General features: G+C 73.0%; 13 protein-coding genes, 1 rRNA gene and 1 pseudogene. 8 read left to right on the forward strand and 7 right to left on the reverse strand.

Going from position 1 to position 18,693, the window contains the following annotated elements; all coding sequences use genetic code 11:
* Positions 1–110, forward strand: a 5S ribosomal RNA gene (gene rrf / locus H1A17_RS29335); the annotation flags it as partial.
* A gap of 186 nt (positions 111–296) precedes the next feature.
* Here the strand turns inward: rrf and H1A17_RS29340 are convergent.
* Entirely contained in the window at positions 297–980 is a 684-nt protein-coding gene (locus tag H1A17_RS29340; RefSeq protein ID WP_194823414.1) for a hypothetical protein, read from the reverse strand.
* 69 nt (positions 981–1,049) lie between these two features.
* Here H1A17_RS29340 and H1A17_RS29345 point away from each other — a divergent pair, with 69 nt between their 5' ends.
* From H1A17_RS29345 to H1A17_RS29355, 3 genes are all read left to right on the forward strand, one after another.
* The gene (locus H1A17_RS29345; RefSeq protein ID WP_145921320.1) at positions 1,050–3,668 is read left to right on the forward strand and encodes a valine--tRNA ligase; all 2,619 of its coding nucleotides are present in this window, start codon (positions 1,050–1,052) and stop codon (positions 3,666–3,668) included.
* A gap of 92 nt (positions 3,669–3,760) precedes the next feature.
* Positions 3,761–5,032 carry a folylpolyglutamate synthase/dihydrofolate synthase family protein gene (locus H1A17_RS29350; protein WP_228544452.1) on the forward strand — a complete coding sequence of 424 codons (1,272 nt, stop codon included), beginning with the start codon at positions 3,761–3,763 and terminating at the stop codon, positions 5,030–5,032.
* Positions 5,029–5,526 carry a DUF4233 domain-containing protein gene (locus tag H1A17_RS29355; protein ID WP_145921319.1) on the forward strand — a complete coding sequence of 166 codons (498 nt, stop codon included), beginning with the start codon at positions 5,029–5,031 and terminating at the stop codon, positions 5,524–5,526. Before H1A17_RS29350 ends, H1A17_RS29355 begins: the two co-directional genes overlap by 4 nt.
* 6 nt (positions 5,527–5,532) lie before the next feature.
* Here H1A17_RS29355 and H1A17_RS29360 read toward each other — a convergent pair whose 3' ends face one another.
* On the reverse strand, positions 5,533–6,945 hold the full coding sequence (locus tag H1A17_RS29360) for a VOC family protein (RefSeq protein WP_194823415.1): 1,413 nt from the start codon (positions 6,943–6,945) through the stop codon (positions 5,533–5,535).
* Between the two features lie 141 nt (positions 6,946–7,086).
* On the opposite strand from H1A17_RS29360, the gene ndk reads away from it, so the two are divergent.
* Entirely contained in the window at positions 7,087–7,512 is a 426-nt protein-coding gene (ndk, locus tag H1A17_RS29365; protein WP_145921317.1) for a nucleoside-diphosphate kinase, read from the forward strand.
* A 60-nt stretch (positions 7,513–7,572) separates the two neighbouring features.
* Here ndk and H1A17_RS29370 read toward each other — a convergent pair whose 3' ends face one another.
* A complete protein-coding gene (locus tag H1A17_RS29370) occupies positions 7,573–10,017 on the reverse strand; it encodes a glycogen debranching N-terminal domain-containing protein (RefSeq protein ID WP_168222551.1) in 2,445 nt (814 codons plus the stop codon).
* Between the two features lie 142 nt (positions 10,018–10,159).
* On the opposite strand from H1A17_RS29370, the gene H1A17_RS29375 reads away from it, so the two are divergent.
* The gene (locus tag H1A17_RS29375) at positions 10,160–10,942 is read left to right on the forward strand and encodes an alpha/beta fold hydrolase (protein ID WP_194823416.1); all 783 of its coding nucleotides are present in this window, start codon (positions 10,160–10,162) and stop codon (positions 10,940–10,942) included.
* Between the two features lie 15 nt (positions 10,943–10,957).
* Here H1A17_RS29375 and H1A17_RS29380 read toward each other — a convergent pair whose 3' ends face one another.
* Genes H1A17_RS29380 through H1A17_RS29390 form a run of 3 tightly spaced genes read right to left on the reverse strand, consistent with a single transcriptional unit; the run spans position 10,958 to position 13,535 of the window.
* On the reverse strand, positions 10,958–11,746 hold the full coding sequence (locus tag H1A17_RS29380) for an ABC transporter permease (protein ID WP_240762355.1): 789 nt from the start codon (positions 11,744–11,746) through the stop codon (positions 10,958–10,960).
* 11 nt (positions 11,747–11,757) lie between these two features.
* Positions 11,758–12,528 (reverse strand): ABC transporter permease, encoded by a 771-nt coding sequence (locus H1A17_RS29385; RefSeq protein ID WP_240762353.1) that lies wholly within the window; start codon positions 12,526–12,528, stop codon positions 11,758–11,760.
* Complete coding sequence (locus H1A17_RS29390; RefSeq protein WP_145921314.1) at positions 12,525–13,535, reverse strand: ABC transporter ATP-binding protein; 1,011 nt, start codon at positions 13,533–13,535, stop codon at positions 12,525–12,527. Before H1A17_RS29390 ends, H1A17_RS29385 begins: the two co-directional genes overlap by 4 nt.
* A 320-nt stretch (positions 13,536–13,855) precedes the next feature.
* Between H1A17_RS29390 and ileS the strand changes: the two genes are divergently transcribed.
* Together ileS and H1A17_RS29400 are read left to right on the forward strand one after the other, a co-directional pair.
* Positions 13,856–17,002 (forward strand): isoleucine--tRNA ligase, encoded by a 3,147-nt coding sequence (ileS, locus tag H1A17_RS29395; RefSeq protein WP_194823417.1) that lies wholly within the window; start codon positions 13,856–13,858, stop codon positions 17,000–17,002.
* Positions 17,003–17,153: 151 nt separating this feature from the next.
* Positions 17,154–17,864 (forward strand): 1-acyl-sn-glycerol-3-phosphate acyltransferase, encoded by a 711-nt coding sequence (locus H1A17_RS29400; RefSeq protein WP_145921312.1) that lies wholly within the window; start codon positions 17,154–17,156, stop codon positions 17,862–17,864.
* Positions 17,865–17,982: 118 nt separating this feature from the next.
* Here H1A17_RS29400 and H1A17_RS29405 read toward each other — a convergent pair.
* A pseudogene (locus H1A17_RS29405) lies at positions 17,983–18,693 on the reverse strand (hypothetical protein); the annotation flags it as partial.

Below are 18,693 nucleotides of genomic sequence, written 5' to 3' on the forward strand. Positions count from 1 at the left end.
GTCATGGCGGAGGGGAAACGCCCGGTCACATTCCGAACCCGGAAGCTAAGCCCTCCAGCGCCGATGGTACTGCACTCGGGAGGGTGTGGGAGAGTAGGACACCGCCGGACAACCTTTCCAGTCGAGGCCGACCCCCTAAGGGGGTCGGCCTCAACTGCTATACCCACCCACACATCCCGGAACTGTTCCCGGGATAGCCACCGCAGGAAGCCGCTCGGGTGGTGATATGGCGGTGATCCGTCGGCGGGGACAGCGCAACATCGCCGATATGGCACGCTCAGCGAGGCCGACGGGGGTCAGTCCCGGGTCTGGATGCCTTCGCGGAGCTGGCGGAAGAGGCCGGCCGACTCGTCGACGGAACGGTTGGCGAACATGCCCATCGCCACGCTGCCGTGGTCGGCCCAGCCGCAGATCGCGAAGTCGCCGCCGTCGCCGCTGGTCCGACCGCACTTCATCACGCCGCCGTACTTGCCGGCGGGGACCGTACGGACGTCGGTCACCCGGCCGGTCTCGTCGGCCATCAACCGGAACAGGCTGTCCAGGTCGCGTTCCGGCTGCCAGAGCAGGGTGGTGCCACCGAAGAACAGCACGACCCGCTTCTCGTCGGCCGGGTCGCGGTAGACCGTACCGATGCTGCGGTCCAGGTCGATGTCGGCGGCGAATCCGCTACGCAGGTAGTCGGCGGTGCTGCGGGCCCGGTCGGAGTCGTCGCGGGTGAGACCGGCGAGGTGGCCGGGCGCGTCCAGCCGGACGTCCTTCTCCTGTGCGATGCGCCAGCCCGCGGTGCCGAGCGCGGCGGCGCCGACGAGGCCGACCACGAGAGCGACGGTCAGCGCGATCCGCCGGCGTCGGGACACCGGACCCCGCCCCTGCGGGTTCTGCTCCGGGTCGTGGGTGCTCAACCGGATCGGCTCGTCGGTCAGCTCGACCGGTTCGGGACCCTCGATGAGCTGACGCTCGGTGAGATGTGCGTCGGACATGTTCGCCACCGTACGCGAATGACAGGTGGCGCACGTCGGGTCCGCCGAAGCGCTCCGTAGACTTTCCGGGTGACCGAGAGACTGGATGCCCGACGCCCCGACGCCCCGACCCTTGCCGGCCAGTACCAGCCCGGCGAGGTAGAGCAGCGACGGTACGAGCAGTGGGTAGCCGCCGGCCACTTCCGGGCGTCGGCGCAGAGTGACAAGCCCCCGTTCACCATCGTGATCCCCCCACCGAACGTCACCGGTGTGCTGCACATGGGCCACGCCCTGGACCACACCGTCCAGGACTCGCTGGTGCGCCGCAAGCGGATGCAGGGGTACGAGGCGCTCTGGCTGCCCGGCACGGACCACGCCGGCATCGCCACCCAGAACGTGGTGGAGCGGCAGCTCGCGGGTGAGGGGCTGTCCCGGCACGACCTCGGTCGGGAGACGTTCGTCGAGCGGGTCTGGCAGTGGAAGGCCGAGTCCGGCGGCGCGATCCTCGGCCAGATGCGCCGGCTCGGCGACTCGGTCGACTGGGACCGGGAACGCTTCACCATGGACGAGGGCCTGTCCCGGGCCGTGCAGACCATGTTCAAGAAGCTCTACGACGACGGCCTGATCTACCGGGCCAACCGGATCATCAACTGGTGTCCGCGCTGCCTGACCGCCCTGTCGGACATCGAGGTGGAGCACACCGACGACGAGGGTGAGCTGGTCTCGATCCGGTACAGCGACGACGTGGTCGTCGCCACCACCCGGGCCGAGACCATGCTCGGGGACACCGCCGTGGCCGTGCACCCCGACGACGAGCGCTACCGGCACCTGATCGGCACCGAGGTCGAGGTGCCGTTGACCGGCCGGCGTATCCCGATCGTCGCCGACGAGCACGTCGACCCGGCGTTCGGCACCGGCATGGTCAAGGTCACTCCGGCGCACGACCCCAACGACTTCGAGATCGGCCAGCGGCACGACCTGCCCGCCCTGACGATCATGGACGAGCGGGGCGTCATCACCGCGCCCGGCCCGTTCCAGGGCCTGGACCGGTACGAGGCCCGCCCGGCGATCGTGGCGGCGCTGCGCGAGCAGGGCCGGGTCGTGGCCGAGAAGCGGCCGTACGTGCACGCGGTGGGGCACTGCTCGCGGTGCCGTACCACGGTCGAGCCGCGGCTGTCGTTGCAGTGGTTCGTCAACACCGCCCCGCTGGCGAAGGCGGCCGGCGACGCGGTGCGCGACGGCCGGGTGAAGATCGAGCCGGCCGAGTTGGCAAAGCGCTACTTCGCCTGGGTCGACAACATGCACGACTGGTGCATCTCCCGGCAGCTGTGGTGGGGGCACCGCATCCCGGTCTGGTACGGCCCGGCGGGCGAGATCGTCTGCGTCGGCCCGGACGAGACGCCCCCCACCGGCGACGGCTGGGTCCAGGACGAGGACGTCCTGGACACCTGGTTCTCCAGCGGCCTGTGGCCGTTCTCCACCCTCGGCTGGCCGGAACAGACCCCGGACCTGGCCAAGTTCTACCCGACGAGCGTGCTGGTCACCGGCTACGACATCCTCTTCTTCTGGGTCGCCCGGATGATGATGTTCGGCCTGTACGCGATGGACGGCCGGCAGCCGTTCGACACGGTCGCCCTGCACGGCATGGTCCGCGACCAGTACGGCAAGAAGATGTCGAAGTCGTTCGGCAACGTGGTCGACCCGCTGGACTGGGTCGAGCGTTACGGTGCCGACGCGACCCGGTTCACCCTGGCCCGGGGCGCGAACCCGGGCGGGGACGTGCCGGTCAGCGAGGAGTGGTGCCAGGGCTCCCGCAACTTCTGCAACAAGCTGTGGAACGCCACCCGGTTCGCGCTGCTCAACGGCGCGCACACCGAGGGTCCGCTGCCGGCGGCCGACCGGCTCTCGACCGTCGACAGGTGGATCCTGTCCCGGCTGGCGCACGTCACCGCCGAGGTGGACGAGCAGTTCGAGGCGTACGAGTTCGCGAAGGTGTGCGACCTGCTCTACCACTTCGCCTGGGACGACGTCTGCGACTGGTACGTGGAGCTGGGCAAGCCGGTGCTCGCCGCCGGCGGGCCGGCCGCCGACGCCACCCGCCGGGTGCTCGGGCACGTGCTGGACCAGCTGCTGCGGCTGCTGCACCCGGTGGTCCCGTTCGTCACCGAGGAGCTGTGGACGGCGCTGACCGGGGGCGAGACGGTGATGACGGCGGCCTGGCCGGTCGCCGACCGTACGCTGGTGGACGACGCCGCGGAGCGCGAGGTCGGCACCGTCCAGCGGGTGGTGACCGAGATCCGGCGGTTCCGCTCCGACCAGGGGCTGCGACCCACCCAGCGGGTGGCCGCCCGGCTGAACGGGCTGGCCGGCGCGGACATCGCGGCGCACGAGCCGCTGATCCGTTCGCTGGCCCGGCTGGACGCCCCGGCCGACGACTTCCAGGCCAGCGCCACCCTCGCCATGCCCGGCGAGGTCAGCGTGGCGCTGGACACCCGGGGGTCGATCGATGTGGCCGCCGAGCGGGCCCGGCTCACCAAGGACCGGGCGAGTGCCGAGAAGGAGGTCGCGCAGGCCCGCGCGAAGCTCGACAACCCGGCGTTCGTCGGGAAGGCGCCCGAGCCGGTGGTCGCCAAGATCCGCGACCGGTTGGCGGTGGCCGAGGCCGACCTGGTCCGCATCGACGCCGCTCTGGAGGCGCTTCCGTCGTGACCGACCGTACCGATCAGCCCAGCCGGTCCGGCGTGGGTCGCGGTGAGTTCGCCGCCGTCGACGCGGAGTTGGCGGCGCGCGGGTTCACCCGGATGCACTTCGCGCTGGACCGCATCGAGTCGCTGCTCGACCTGCTCGGCAGCCCGCAGCGGGCGTACCCGTCGATCCACCTGACCGGGACGAACGGCAAGACGTCCACGGCCCGGATGATCGACTCGCTGCTGCGGGCCTTCGGCCTGCACACCGGCCGCTACACCAGCCCGCACCTGGAGACCGTCCGGGAGCGGATCAGCCTGGACGGGGAACCGGTCGACGAGCAACGTTTCGTCGCCACCTACCGCGAGGTGAAGCCGCTGGCCGACCTGGTCGACCAGCGGTCGGCCGAGCCGCTGACCTACTTCGACCTGACCACCGCGTTGGCGTTCGCCACGTTCGCCGACGCGCCGGTCGACGTGGCCGTGGTGGAGGTGGGGCTGGGCGGGGCCGAGGACTCCACCAACGTGCTCCAGGCCGGGGTGGCGGTGCTCACCCCGATCGGGCTGGACCACACCGAGTGGCTCGGCGACACCCTGGAGGACATCGCCCTGCACAAGGCCGGCATCATCCACTCCGGCGCGACGGTGATCGCCGCCGCCCAGGAGGAGGAGGCGGCCCGGCCGATCCTGGAACGGTGCGCCGAGGTCGGCGCCACGGTCGCCCGTGAGGGCGCGGAATTCGGGGTGCTGCGCCGGGCGGTCGCCGTCGGCGGCCAGGTGTTGACCCTCCAGGGCCTCGGCGGGGTGTACGACGAGGTGTTCCTCCCGCTGCACGGTGCACACCAGGCACAGAACGCGGCGGTGGCGCTGGCCGCCGTCGAGGCGTTCCTCGGGGCCGGGGCCAAGCGGCAGCTCGACGTCGAGGCCGTCCGGGAGGGGTTCGCCGCGACCAGCTCCCCGGGCCGGCTGGAGAAGGTGCGCAACGCCCCGACGGTGCTGCTGGACGGGGCGCACAACCCGCACGGGATGGCCGCCACGGTCACCGCGCTCCAGGAGGAGTTCGCGTTCAGCAAGCTGGTCGGGGTGCTCGCCGTGCTCGGCGACAAGGACGCGGCCGGGCTGCTGGAGCTGCTGGAGCCGGTGCTCGACTCGCTCGTCGTCACCCGCAACAGCTCGCCCCGGGCGATGCCCGCCGACGAGTTGGCCGAGCTGGCCCGGGAGGTCTTCGGCCCGGACCGGGTGCAGGTGGCCGCCGCGATGCCGGACGCCATCGAGGCGGCCGTCGCCGAGGCCGAGTACGACGTCCCGGGGGAGCTGGCCGGGGTGGGGGTGCTGGTCACCGGCTCGGTGGTGACGGTGGCCGACGCCCGACGGCTGCTGAAGCGATGACCGGCCCGACCCCGGACCGGCCGGACGCAGACCGCCGCCCTGCCGACCACCCGGAACTGGCCGGGAGCACCGGAGTGCCCGACCGCACCGCCCCGGCGCAGGACACGGGACCGGCGCAGGACGCCGGCCCGGTCGAGGGCGGCGGCTCGGCCGGGCGGCGTTCCGGACTGCGCAACCCCGAGGCGGCCGTCCGGGGCCTCGGGGCCGGGACGCTCGGCCTGGAGGCGTTGGTGCTGCTGCTGGCGATCCAGCCGATCCGGCTGGTCGGGGGGCACTTCGGTGGGGCGGCGATCGCGGCCACCGTGGCGCTGGCCGTGGCGGCGGTGCTGCTGGCCGGCCTGATGCGCCGCCCGTGGGCCTGGTCGGCGGGCACCGTGCTCCAGGGGCTGCTGCTGCTCGCCGGCCTGCTGCACTGGTCGCTGTTCGGGCTCGGGGTCATCTTCGCCCTGGTCTGGGCGTACGCGTTGCACGTGCGGCGGGTCATCCTCGGCTGAGCCGGGTCACGCCTCGGCGCGTTCCCGCCACTGGGTCAGCGCGATGCCGTGCCCGTCCGGGTCCCGGAATGCGGCGGCCCACACCTCCAGCTTGGTGCCCCGGTTGACCACCCGGGGCGCGTAGGTGAACCGGACACCGGTGTCCTTGAGCCGCCGGTACGCCGCCTCGATGTCGTCGACCTCCAGGTTGACGTGGACCAGCCGGCGGCTGATCGGGGCGGCCCCGGTCACCTCGCGCAGCACCAGCCGGGTCTGCCCGGAGGCGAGCACCGCGTTGCCGGAGCCCCGGTCGAACTCCTCGAAGCCGAGGTCCCGGTAGAAGTCCAGGGAGCGGGACAGGTCGGTGACCAGCAGGGTCAGCCCGACGCCGCTGATCGGGCCGGCCGCATCGTCGCCCCCGGCGGTCGCGGCGGCCGGGTCGTACCCGAAGATCGCCTCGTCCAGGTCGGGGTCGAGCCGGCCGTCGCCGGTGGTGGGCGCGTCCAGCGGGACGTCGACCGGGTCGAGGATCGGCGCGTCGAACCGTTCCTCGGCGGGCGGCCGGGGGGCGGGCGCGGCCGTGGGCGCAGCGGCGGCGGCCGTCGAGGCGGTGCCGGCGGCGGCCGTGGGGGTGGTGGCCGTGGGGGCGGTGGCCCGGCGGGGGAGTTGGCCGGTCGTCGGCTGCTCGACCAGGGTGCCCTCCAGCACCACCGGGCCGCCCGGCCGCTGGTGCACCACCACCGGCTCCCGCTCGTCGGTCAGCACCTCCACGTCGTCGCGCAGCGGCTCGGCCCGGACCGGGTCCGGGTGCGGCGGCTCCGGGCGCAGCGGGTCGGACCGGACCGGGTCGGCGGGCGGCGGGTCACGCAGGTCGTCCCGGAACTCGTCGTGGAAGTCGTCGTCGGCCGTCCGGCCCGCCCACGGCGGGGCCTCCTGCTGGATCAGCAGGTCGTCGAGCGGCTCGGCGTCGGCGTACTCCGGGGGCAGGTCGGTCACGCCCGCGGCGGCCTCGGTGTGGGTCGGCACCTCGTCCCAGAGGACGCGGACGTGCCGCTGGTCGTCCAGGGCCACCCGGATCGGCAGGGTCTGCCCGAGCGACGGCCACTTCGCCACCGGCACCCGGGGCTCGATGATCTTCTTGGACCGGGGCGGCAGGCCCGGCGCGTCGATCACCAACTGGAGTTCGCACCGGCCGAAGGCGTACTGGGTGGGGGGCTCGGAGGCGCTGTGCACGTGACCGACGCCGACCACCCAGGTGCGTCCGCCGCCGCGCACGGTGCCCAGGGCGACGGCGAGCACGACCAGCGCCACGCCCAGCGCGACGATGGCCCAGCTGGTCATGCCCAGCCCGAACAGGACGACGAAGGCCGCCACGGTGCCGAGCACCGCGGCGATCAGCTTGCGTACCGGCGCGATGGTGCGGTTCCCGCCATTCGCCACAGTGGACCTCCCAGGGGTCAGAGCCAGGCTAGGCCGCGCGGCGACCGAGGGAAAGAGCAGCCGCCGCGCCGGTGCCGGGACCGGGTCGCTAGGCTGACCGTACCCAGCCGAACCGCCTTGTGCGCACAGGAGGAACCCAGCGTGTCCAGCAGCAGCCCGGATGAGCGCACCCTCGTACTGATCAAGCCCGACGCGGTGCGCCGTGGCCTGGTCGGCGAGATCATCTCCCGCTTCGAGCGCAAGGGCCTGCGGATCGACGCGCTGGAGATCCGGACGCTGGACGGCGGGTTCGCCGACCAGCACTACGCCGAGCACGTGGACAAGCCGTTCTACCCGCCGCTGAAGAAGTTCATGACCAGTGGGCCGCTGGTGTCGCTGGTGCTCTCCGGCGACCAGGTGATCGAGGTGGTCCGGGCGATGATCGGCAGCACCGACGGGCGGAAGGCCGCCGCCGGCACGATCCGGGGCGACCTGTCGCTGTCGAACCGGGAGAACCTGGTGCACGCCTCGGACTCCACCGACAGCGCCAAGCGCGAGATCACCCTGTGGTTCCCCACCCTGGGCTGAGCCCGCGCTGACCCGGGCGGGCGCCGGCGGGCCCACCCGGGCCGTGGGACGCGGGGGACGCTAGGGGACGGGGCGGTCGCGGAACGGGCGGCCCCGGCCGAGCGCGTCGGCGTACCCCCAGCGGCCCTTGATGTCGAGCAGTTCGATCTGGCCCAGGTCCTCGGGGACCGCGGCGTCGACGGCGAGATGGTCCTCGTACGGTTCGAGCCCGAGCAGCGCGCGCAGCAGCATCAGGGGCGCTCCGGCCGACGGCGCGTACGGGCTGTCGGTGAACCCGTGCGGGACGGGGACGTGGGTGGTGGCCCGGTCGTAGCCGGTGATGTACGCCGGCAGCCGGCCCTGGAAGTGCCGGGCGGCGTCGAGCAGCCCGGTGGCGACCCGGGCGGCCTGCGCCCGGAACCCGGCCCGGCGCAGCCCCCAGGCGATCAGCGAGTTCTCCCAGGGCCAGACCGCGCCGGTGTGGTGGCCCAGCGGGTTGTAGTCGGCCGCCGTGCTGGCCAGGGTGCGGATGCCCCAGCCGGAGTACAGCGCCGGGGACATCAGGTGCGCCACCATCTGCTCGGCGCGGTGCGGGGCGACGATGCCGGTGCACAGCAACTGCCCCATGTTGGACGTGAGGGAGTCCAGCGGGACGCCGTCGAACTGCACCGCCACCGCGTAGTGGCCCCGGTCGGGCAGCCAGAAGTCCCGGTCGAACCGCTCCCGCAGCCGGGCGGCGTCGCGTTCGAGCCGGTCGGCCCAGGCGGGATCGTCCCAGAACCGGCGGGCCATCCGGGCGGCCCGGCGGCGGGCCTCGAAGGCGTACCCCTGGATCTCGCAGATCGCCAGGGGATAGGTGGGTGGGCGGCCGTCGTCGAAGCAGATCGCGTCGGCGGAGTTGCGCCAGCTCTCGTTCTGCGGCCCGGTGCGGGTCGGGCGCTGGGTGGACCAGACGTAGCCGCTGCCGGCCCGGTCCGCGTCGTGGTCGAGCCAGCCGATGGCGGCCCGGATCTCGAACTCGAACCGGCGTACCAGTTCCGCGTCGCCGGTCCAGCGTTCGTACTCGTCGAGCAGGATGACGAAGGCGGCGGTGGTGTCGGCCGCGCTGAAGCTGGCCGACTCCGGGGTGTCGTTGAACGCGCCGGAGTCGCCGTACCGGCTCTCCTGGACGATCTTGCCGGGTTGTTCGCCGCGGAACGGGTCGTGCCGGACGCCCTGGCTCAGCGCCAGGATGCGCAGCGTGTTGACCGCCCGTTCGGGCATGAAGGGCAGCGCCTGGAAGCTGCTGATCAGGCTTTCCCGGCCGAGCAGCGCCATCGACCAGGGCAGCCCGGTGGCGGGCAGCGCGGTCTCGAAGTTCAGCCCGGGGTAGTGCAGCGCGGCCAGGTCCCGGACGCCGTACTCGTACGCCTGCTGGAGGGGTTTGTGGTCGGCGCGCAGCCGGGGCACCCCGGCGGTGCGGGCGGTGATGTCCCGGCCCCGCTGGTGCTGGCTGCGGCCCACCGAGCTGGTCAGTCGTTCCCGCAGGTCACGGCGGTGCAGGTCGCGCAGGAGGGCCAGCACCCGCAGCCGGGTGGACCAGGTGCCGTGGGGTTCGACGGTGAACGTCCAGGTCAGGCCGTGCTCGTCGAGCGTGGCCGGTGTGCTGGCGGTGATCACCGTCTCCCGGTGCAGGCCGGCCCGCTTGTAGTGCAGCCGTAGCGCGTCGTCGGCGATGGTGGCGGTGACCGGCCGGGCCCGCTTGAAGCCGTCGCGGACCTCCAGCACCTCGGCGAAGTCCGCGCCCGCGTCGAGCCGGACGACGTAGCGCACCGGTTCCGGCGCGAAGTTGAACAGGGTGATCTCTTCCTCGTACTCCGGACCGACCCAACGGTGCCGCAGCACGGAGGTGGTGGCGTTGACGTAGTGCGTGGGTTCCCCGGGGACCAGCCCGAACTTCGCCTCGTAGGTGGCGACGTCGTCGACGGAGAGCACCGAGAGGGATTCGGTGTTGATGGTCAGCCGCCAGGTGGACAGGAACCGGGTGTCGAAGGAGAAGAGCCCGAGCGGGGAGGTCGGCGTGGCCAGCACGTCCCCGTTCTTCTCGCTGATCATGAACATGTTGCCGGCGAAGACGCTGGTGACCTCGTGCAGCCCGACGACGCCGGGGGCGGTGTGGGGGACCAGTTCGGCGGCGGGTTCGGTGCCGACGCTGTCGGCGGTGCCCGGCAGCAGCCGTCGGAAGGTGAACAGCAGCGCCAGGTCGCCGGCGACCGAGACGTCGCCGCGCAGCAGCATCGACACCATGTTGTCCCGGCCGGCCAGCAGCCGGACGAACGCCTCCGGCCGGACCTCCACCGTGCAGTCGGGGTGTTCGCCGGTGCGGGTGACCCGGGTCTGCGCGCCGGCGAGCCGGACGTACCAGGTGGCGGCCTCGCCGTCCTCGGCGACGACGTCGAAGCGGAGCAGTCCGGTGGGGGCGACGGGCAACCGGCCCCGGCAGTCGGCGACCAGGGCGGCGAAGAACTCGTCGATCCGCTCGTCCACGGTCCGCTCCCGTCCCACCGCTGCGCCCACCCCAAAAAGGTTCAGGCGTGCCAAAAGGAACAATACGCCGTGCCGGAACCGACGGGGCGCGCTTAAGTGGAAGAACGCCACTACCTGCGAAAACGCCGGGGAGGGTTCGACGATGGACGGGCAGACGGCCGCCGGGATGCGGTACTGGACGTACGGGCACGGCCGGCGGGGCACCTTCCTGCTGGTGCACGGCTGGTGCTGCGACCACGACTTCATGGCACCCCTGGCCCGGCACCTGGCCACCCGCCAGGCCCGGGTGATCGCCGTCGACATGCCGGGGCACGGGGCCAGCCCACCCCCGGCCGACGGCTACGGGGTCACCGCGATGGCCGGCCACCTGCGGGCCTTCGCCGGCGCGCTCGACCTGCGCCGGGTCTTCGTGCTCGGACACAGCCTGGGCGGGGTCTGGTCGCTTGAGGCCGCCGCCGGGGACCGGGACCGGTTCACCGGGCTGGGGCTGCTCGACTCGGCGGTGGCCGGGCCACCCGGTTCCGCCGCCGCGATCGCCCAGGTGGCGGCGTCGCTGCGGGACGACACCTCGGGCGCGGTCCGGGAGTCCATCGTCCGGTCGTACTTCCCGCCGTACTCCGCCCCGCGCCTGGTGGAGCGGGTGGTGGCGGCCACCGCCCGGCCGTCGACCGAGGTGGCGTACGCGCCGATCGCCGGGCTGGCCGACTGGATCGCCGCCGAGGGGGACGTGGCCGCACTGGGCCGCTGGGACCGTCCGCTGCTCTTCGTGGGCAGCAACGCCCCGTTCGCCGACTACGCCCGGCTGGCCGAACTCGCCCCGCAGGCGTTCATCGGGCAGACCGTGGGTTCCGGGCACTTCGTGCAGCTCCAGGTGCCGGCGCAGGTCGACGCGATGCTCGACCGCTACCTGGAGGTCACCGACTAGAGCGGCCGCACCGCCTCACAAGGTGTCCAGCGAGGCGCGGCGACGGGACTCCGCCTCGAAGACCGTCAACAGTCCGGCGGCCAGCGCGGCGTAGCCGACCCCGACGGCCAGTTCGAGGCCGATCGCCGGCAGGACGTCGCCCAGCGGGCTGCCGCCGGCCAGCCGCCGGGCCGCGTCGGCGGCGTGGGTGATCGGCAGCACCGCGCCGACCGCGCGGATGCCCGCCGGCAGGCTGTCGGCCGGCACGTTCACCCCGGTGAACAACAGCAGCAGCGCCACCGCCACGTTCGAGATCAGGAAGACGTCCCGGAAGCGCAACCCCAGTGCCCCCAGGGTCAGCCCGAAGAAACCGCAGGCCAGCGAGGCCGTGGCCAGGGCCAGCAGCAGGCCGGGCAGGGCGGTGGCCGGGACCCGCAGGCCGAGCAGGAGCGCGGCCACGGTGAGCGTGCTCGCCGCGATCAGCATGCCGTTGCCGGCGTACGGCAGCACCCGGCCGAGGAAGATGGCGGTGCGGCTGCGCGGGGAGAGCAGCACGTGCCCGAGGGTGCCGAAACGCCGCTCGTTGGCCACCGCCATGGTGCCGCCGTAGACGCAGGCCAGCGAGGCGGTGAGCACCGCGTTGCCGACGACGTAGAACCGGTCGTCGGCGACCCCGAACTCCCGCCCCAGGTAGGCGAAGAAGAAGAGCTGGAACAGCGGCCCCACCAGCAGGGTGCCCACGAAGATCGACGGGGTGGTCCAGTTGAACAGGGCCCGGTAGGCGATGACCCCGCCCACCCCGACCAGCCGCAGCAGCGCGCCCACCGGTGCCTCCCTCAGGCCAGGGCCAGGGTCGCGGTGACCCGGGCCCGGCGCTCGACGTACGTCATCAGGGCCCAGCCGGCGGCCAGGCAGGCCAGGCTGATCGCCAGGCAGACACCCAGCGCCGGCCAGACCGGCCCGCCCGACGCGGCCTCGTGCACCGCGCGGGCGCCCCAGGTGGTCGGCAGCACGGCGGCGACCGGCCCGGTCCAGCCGGGCAGCGCGGTGACCGGCACGAGCATCCCGGAGACCAGCCAGATCGGGTACTCCAGCATGTTCGCCAGCGCGTTGGCGTGCCGCAGCAGCACGAAGCTGGACGCCAGCAGCAGGCCGAACATGCCCAACCCGGCGATGCAGCCGGCGACGGCCACCGGGAAGGCCACCGGGTGGGCGAAGTCGAGCGGGATGCCGTACAGCAGGCGGCCCCAGGCCAGCGTGGCGAGCATCGCGTACGTGCCGGTGACGCCGGTGGCCAGGGTGACCGGCAGCAGCACCAGCGCGGGTGGGCGGGGCGCCAGCATGATCATCTCCAGGGTGCCCTGCCAGCGCTGGTTCTGGATCGCCCCGCCGGAGCCGAACAGCACCGTCGACCAGACCCCCATCAGGCCCGCGCCCACCGCCGCCTCCAGCAGCCGGTCCGGCTCACCACCGGCCCGGAACAGGTAGACCGCCAGGGTCGCCTGCACCACCGGCACGAACAACGCGATCGCGATCTCGAACGGGGAACGGCTGAGCTGCTTGACGTGCAGCAGCGCGCCGACCGCGATCATCCGCAGGGTGCTCACGCCGGCACCCGCCCGACCAGCGGCGTCGGCTCCGCCGCCCGGTTGACGATCGCCACGTACGCGTCCTCCAGGGTGGGCTGCCGGGCGGTCACCCGGCCCAGCCGTACCCCGCTCAGCTCCCGCAGCACGTCGGCCTGCACGTCCACCCCCGCGTCGGACTGCACCCCGAGCACCTGCGCCGCCCCGTGCACCGCCAGGCTCACCTCGCGGACGCCCGGCCGGGCCCGGATGGCCGCCACCTGCCCGTCGGTCACCCCGTACGCCTCCACCTCCAGCACCCGCCGGCCGTCGGCGTGGTGGCGCAACTCGGCGGGGGTGCCCAGGGCCCGGATCCGGCCGCCCGCGATCACCGCGATCCGGCCGCACAACTCGTCGGCCTCGGCCATGTAGTGCGTGGTCAGCAACACGGTGGTGCCGGTGGCGGCCAGGTCGGCGACGGTCTGCCGCAGCTCCCGGGCCGCCACCGGGTCGACCCCGATCGACGGCTCGTCGAGGAACAGCACCCGGGGCCGGTGCAGCAGCCCCCGGGCGATGTGCAGCCGCTGGCGCATCCCCCGGGAGTAGCCCTCGACCCGGTCGTCCTCCCGGCCGGTCAACCGGACCAGCTCGAACAGCTCGGCGATCCGGCGCTTCTGCTCCCGGCCCGGTACGCCGTACAACTCGGCGAAGTAGCGCAGGTTGTCCCGGGCGGAGAGCCGGTCGTAGAGGCCCCGGTCGCCGCCGAAGACGTACCCGATGCGACGGCGCACCTCCCGGGTCTGCCGGACCACGTCGAAGCCGCAGATCCGCGCCGCGCCCCCGGTCGGGACGAGCAGGGTGTTGAGCAGCTTGATGGTGGTGGTCTTGCCGGCGCCGTTCGGGCCGAGCAGGCCGAACAGCTCACCGTGGCCCACCGCGAGGTCGACCCCGGCGACGGCGTGCACCTCCCGACGCTGTGGTCGTAACCAGCCGGTCCGGCTGCGGTAGCTGCGGTGCAGCCCCACCGCCTCGATCGCGTGCTCACCCATGGCGGCGAATCTATGGGTCGGCCCGGCCGCCCGCACACCCATTACTCGGCGGCGGCGACCCGCGGCGGTCGAGTATCCTTGCCGGTACAGGCGACGACCCGGCCATCACCGGTGAGCCTCCGGAAGAAAGGGCCCGGCGGGCCCGACTAGAACCGGACGGGGCGGCCCGTCACAGCCGGCCAACGAGCGGGCGGTCGATCCTGACCGCCAAGCGGGGTGGTACCGCGGGCCCGGCCCGGGGCGTCGACGACGGCGTGCCGGCGCAGGCTCGTCCTCGCAGACCACGAGACCAGTGAGCTGCCAGAGGAGACCGACCCCCGATGGGCTATCCGCTGCACGACCCGACCGCCGCCGGCGTCCCGGCGAGCCCGGACCTGCCCGACGTCGAGCGCCGCGTCCTGGAGCACTGGCGCACCGACCAGACCTTCGAGGCGTCGGTGACGGCCCGGCCGGCCGGCGACGACGGCAAGAACGAGTACGTCTTCTACGACGGCCCGCCGTTCGCCAACGGCCTGCCGCACTACGGCCACCTGTTCACCGGGTACGTCAAGGACGTGGTGCCGCGCTACCAGACCATGCGCGGCCGGCACGTCGAGCGGCGCTTCGGCTGGGACTGCCACGGCCTGCCCGCCGAGGTGGTGGCCGAGAAGCAGCTCGGCATCACCAGCAAGGCGGAGATCCTCGACCTGGGGGTGGCCCGGTTCAACGAGGCGTGCCGGTCCTCGGTGCTGGAGTTCACCCAGGACTGGGAGCGGTACGTCACCCGGCAGGCCCGCTGGGTCGACTTCGCCAACGACTACAAGACCCTCGACCTGGACTACATGGAAAGCGTCATGTGGGCCTTCCGGACCCTGCACGACAAGGGCCTGGTCTACGAGGGCTTCCGGGTGCTGGCGTACTGCTGGCGGTGCGAGACGCCGCTGTCGAACACCGAGACCCGGATGGACGACGTCTACCGCGACCGGCACGACCCGACACTGACCGTGTGGTTCGGGCTGACCGGCGACGAGTCCGCCCCGGAGCTGCTGCGTGGGCCGGTGAAGCTGGGCGTGTGGACCACCACCCCGTGGACCCTGCCGTCGAACCTGGCGCTCGCCGTCGGCCCCGACATCGAGTATGCGGTGCTCGACCGCGACGGCGAACGGTTCGTCGTCGGCGCGGCCCGGCTCGGCGCGTACGCCAAGGAGCTGGAGGGCTACCAGCAGGTCGGCACCGTGTCCGGGCGGGACCTGGTCGGCCGCCGCTACACCCCGCTGTTCGACTTCCTCGTCGAGCAGGCCGGGGAGAACGCCTACCAGGTGCTCGGCGCGGACTTCGTCACCACCGAGGACGGCACCGGGATCGTCCACCTGGCCCCGGCGTTCGGCGAGGACGACCAGAACGTCTGCAACGCCGCCGGCATCCCCACGATCGTCACCGTCGACGACCACACCCGGTTCACCGCGCTGGTCCCGCCGTACCAGGGTGAGCAGGTCTTCGACGTCAACAAGCCGGTGATCCGGGAGCTGAAGGAGCGGGGGGTGGTGCTGCGGCAGGACACCTACACCCACTCGTACCCGCACTGCTGGCGCTGCGACACCCCGCTGGTCTACAAGGCGGTGTCGTCGTGGTTCGTCGCGGTGACCCGGTTCAAGGACCGGATGGTCGAGCTGAACCAGCAGATCAACTGGACGCCCGGCCACATCAAGGACGGCTCGTTCGGCAAGTGGCTGGCCAACGCCCGGGACTGGTCGATCAGCCGCAACCGGTTCTGGGGCTCGCCGATCCCGGTGTGGAAGTCCGACGACCCGACCTACCCCCGGGTCGACGTCTACGGTTCGCTGGCCGACATCGAGCGGGACTTCGGCGTACGCCTGACCGACCTGCACCGGCCGGCGGTGGACGACCTGACCCGCCCCAACCCGGACGACCCGACCGGGCGCTCGACGATGCGTCGGGTGCCGGAGGTGCTGGACTGCTGGTTCGAGTCCGGGTCGATGCCGTTCGCCCAGGTGCACTACCCGTTCGAGAACGCGGACTGGTTCGAGCACCACTACCCGGGTGACTTCATCGTCGAGTACATCGGGCAGACCCGGGGCTGGTTCTACACCATGCACGTGCTGGCCACCGCGCTGTTCGACAGGCCGGCGTTCCGCAACTGCCTCAGCCACGGCATCCTGCTCGGCTCCGACGGGCGCAAGATGTCCAAGAGCCTGCGCAACTACCCGGACGTCTACCACGTCTTCGACGCGTACGGCTCGGACGCGATGCGCTGGATGCTGATGTCCTCGCCGGTGCTGCGCGGCGGGGACATGCCGGTCACCGAACCGGCGATCCGCGACGCCGTCCGGCAGGTGCTGCTGCCGCTGTGGAACGTCTGGTACTTCTTCTCGCTCTACGCCAACGCCGACGGGCACACCGCCCGGCGGCGGGTGGACAGCACGCACCTGCTCGACCGGTACGTGCTGGCCAAGACCCGGGAACTGGTGGAGACCGTCGGCGCGCAGATGGACGCGTACGACATCTCCGGGGCGTGCGGCACCGTCCGGTCCTACCTGGACGCGCTGACCAACTGGTACGTGCGGCGCTCCCGGGACCGGTTCTGGTCGGGTGACGCCGACGCGTTCGACACCCTGTGGACGGTGCTGGAGACGCTCTGCCGGGTGGTGGCGCCGCTGGCCCCGCTGACCGCCGAGGAGATCTGGCGCGGGCTGACCGGTGAGCGGTCGGTGCACCTGACCGACTGGCCGTCGGCGCAGGATCTGCCCGCCGACCACGACCTGGTCGCGGCGATGGACGCCACCCGGGACGTCTGCTCGGCGGCGCTGTCGCTGCGCAAGGCCAAGGGGCTGCGGGTCCGGCTGCCGCTGCCGAAGCTGACCGTGGCCTCGCCGGTCGCCGACCAGCTCCGGCCGTTCGCCGACCTGGTCGCCGACGAGGTCAACGTCAAGGAGGTGGCGTTCTCGGCGGAGGTCGCCAGCTACTGCCAGCAGGTGCTGACGGTGGTGCCCCGGACGCTCGGCCCACGGGTCGGCAAGCAGGTGCAGCAGGTGATCAGGGCGGTCAAGGCAGGGGAGTGGGAGCTGGTCGACGGCGCCCCGGTCGCCGCCGGGGTCACCCTCGCCGAGGGCGAGTACGAGCTGCGCCTGGTCGCCGCCGACGCCGAGCACTCCGCGCCGCTGCCCGGTGGCGAGGGCGTGGTGGTGCTCGACACCGAGGTCACCCCGGAACTGGCCGCCGAGGGGCTGGCCCGGGACGTGGTCCGGGTCGTGCAGCAGGCCCGCCGGGACGCCGACCTGGACATCTCCGACCGGATCGTGGTGTCGGTGGCGGCCTCCGAGCAGGTCCGGGCGGCGGTGTCGGCGTACACCGGGTTCGTGGCCCGGGAGGTGCTCGCCGACACGGTGGACTTCGCCGACGGCGTCGACGGCTTCACCGGTGAGGTCGGCGACGGCGAGCGGGTGACGGTGACCGTCCGCCCGGTGTGAGGTCGCCCGTGGGACCCCGACCCACCGGGCCGGGGTCCCACGGCCAGCCGCGCCATCCAGCAGGCGGACGCGCGTGCACCCGTTGGGTTTCACGGGCGTCCGTCCGCTACCGTGACACCGCCTGTTTCACCGTACGACCGCCGGAGGACCCGTGCCGCTGCTCTACACCATCGGCAAGCTCACCGTGGGACCCGCGATGCGGCTGGCGTTCCGCCCGGTCGTGGAGGGGTTGGAGCACGTTCCGGCGAGCGGCGGCGCGATCTTCGCGGGCAACCACCTCTCCGTCGCCGACGAGTTGCTGCTCGGCACCGTCGTCCCCCGGCACCTCGCCTTCTGGGCCAAGTCGGAGTACTTCACCGGCACCGGCGCGCGGGGCGCGCTGTCCAAGTTCGTGCTCACCGGCCTGGGGGCCATCCCGGTCGAGCGGGCCGGCGGCCGGGCCGCACTGTCCGCGTTCGACGCGGCCATCCCCGCGCTGCGCGGCGGTGACCTGGTCGCCGTCTATCCCGAGGGGACCCGGTCGCCCGACGGGCGGCTCTACCGGGGACGGACCGGCACCGCCCGGCTCGCGGTGGCGGCCGGGGTGCCGGTGATCCCGGTCGGGGTGACCGGCACCGACAAGGTCCAGCCGATCGGCACCCGCATCCCCCGCCCCGGCAAGGCGAAGATCATCATCCGGTTCGGCAAGCCGCTGGACTTCACCGGCCGCTCCGACGACCGCACCTCGCTGCGGGAGATGACCGACGAGCTGATGGCCGAGATCCAGAAGCTCACCGGCCAGGAGTACGTCCCCCGGTACGCCCCCCGCCGCGCCGAGCCCACCTCGGGCGGCACGCCCACCGCCGGCAGCGCCCCGGCCTGACCGCCGCGCCCGCGCCCGACCGGCACGGGCCGGCGTGACCAACACCACCTGACCCGCCCGACGGCGCGGGTGGCATGACCGGGGACCGGCCCGGCCCCTGCGTGGTAAGCCGGCCGGCTCAGCCCTGCTTCGGGGTGACGATCTGGGCGCGCATCGTGGCGAGCAGTCGGGCGCTGTCGTCCACCGAGAGCCGGGTGAACACGCCGGTGGCGCTGCTGCCGTGGTCCACCGAGGTGCACACGACCACGTCGGTGCCGTCGGACGACCCGGTGGCGCAGCGGTCGTACCGGCCCCGGACGCCGCTGTCGACCGGTTGGGGCGTACCCAGGCCGAAGGTGTCCGTCAACCGTGCCATCGCGTCGTCCGCGTCGGACTCCGGCCGGAGCCGGAAACCGGTGTCCCCGAAGACGGTCACCCGTTTGCCGTCGGAGGTGCTGTAGACCCCGGCGTAGACGTCCTCGGCGAGCAGGTTCGCCTTGCGTACCTCGGCCTTGAGCTTGTCGACCTCGCTGCCGGAGTCCGACCGCAGGGTCAGGTCGGCCACCTGACCGGGCAGCGCGGCGTCGGCCGGGTACTGCTCCCAGGCCGGCTTGCCGAACCAGGCGGGGCAGCCGCAGCAGCAGGCCAGGCTGAGCAGCAGCACCCAGGGCCAGCGTCGCCGCTTGCGGCGGACGTACCCCTTGGGTGGCCGGTTGGGCGGTGGCTGCGGCGGAGGGGCGGGCGGCTGCGGGCGGACCCGCCGCTGCTTCGGCGGGCGGGGCGGCGCGGGCGGCGGTGACGCCGGGCGGGCCGGTGGCAGGGGGGCCGGCTGCGCGGCGGGCACCGGCGC

It is taken from the genome of Micromonospora sp. S-DT3-3-22, assembly GCF_015354745.1.
GTDB lineage: Bacteria > Actinomycetota > Actinomycetes > Mycobacteriales > Micromonosporaceae > Micromonospora > Micromonospora wenchangensis.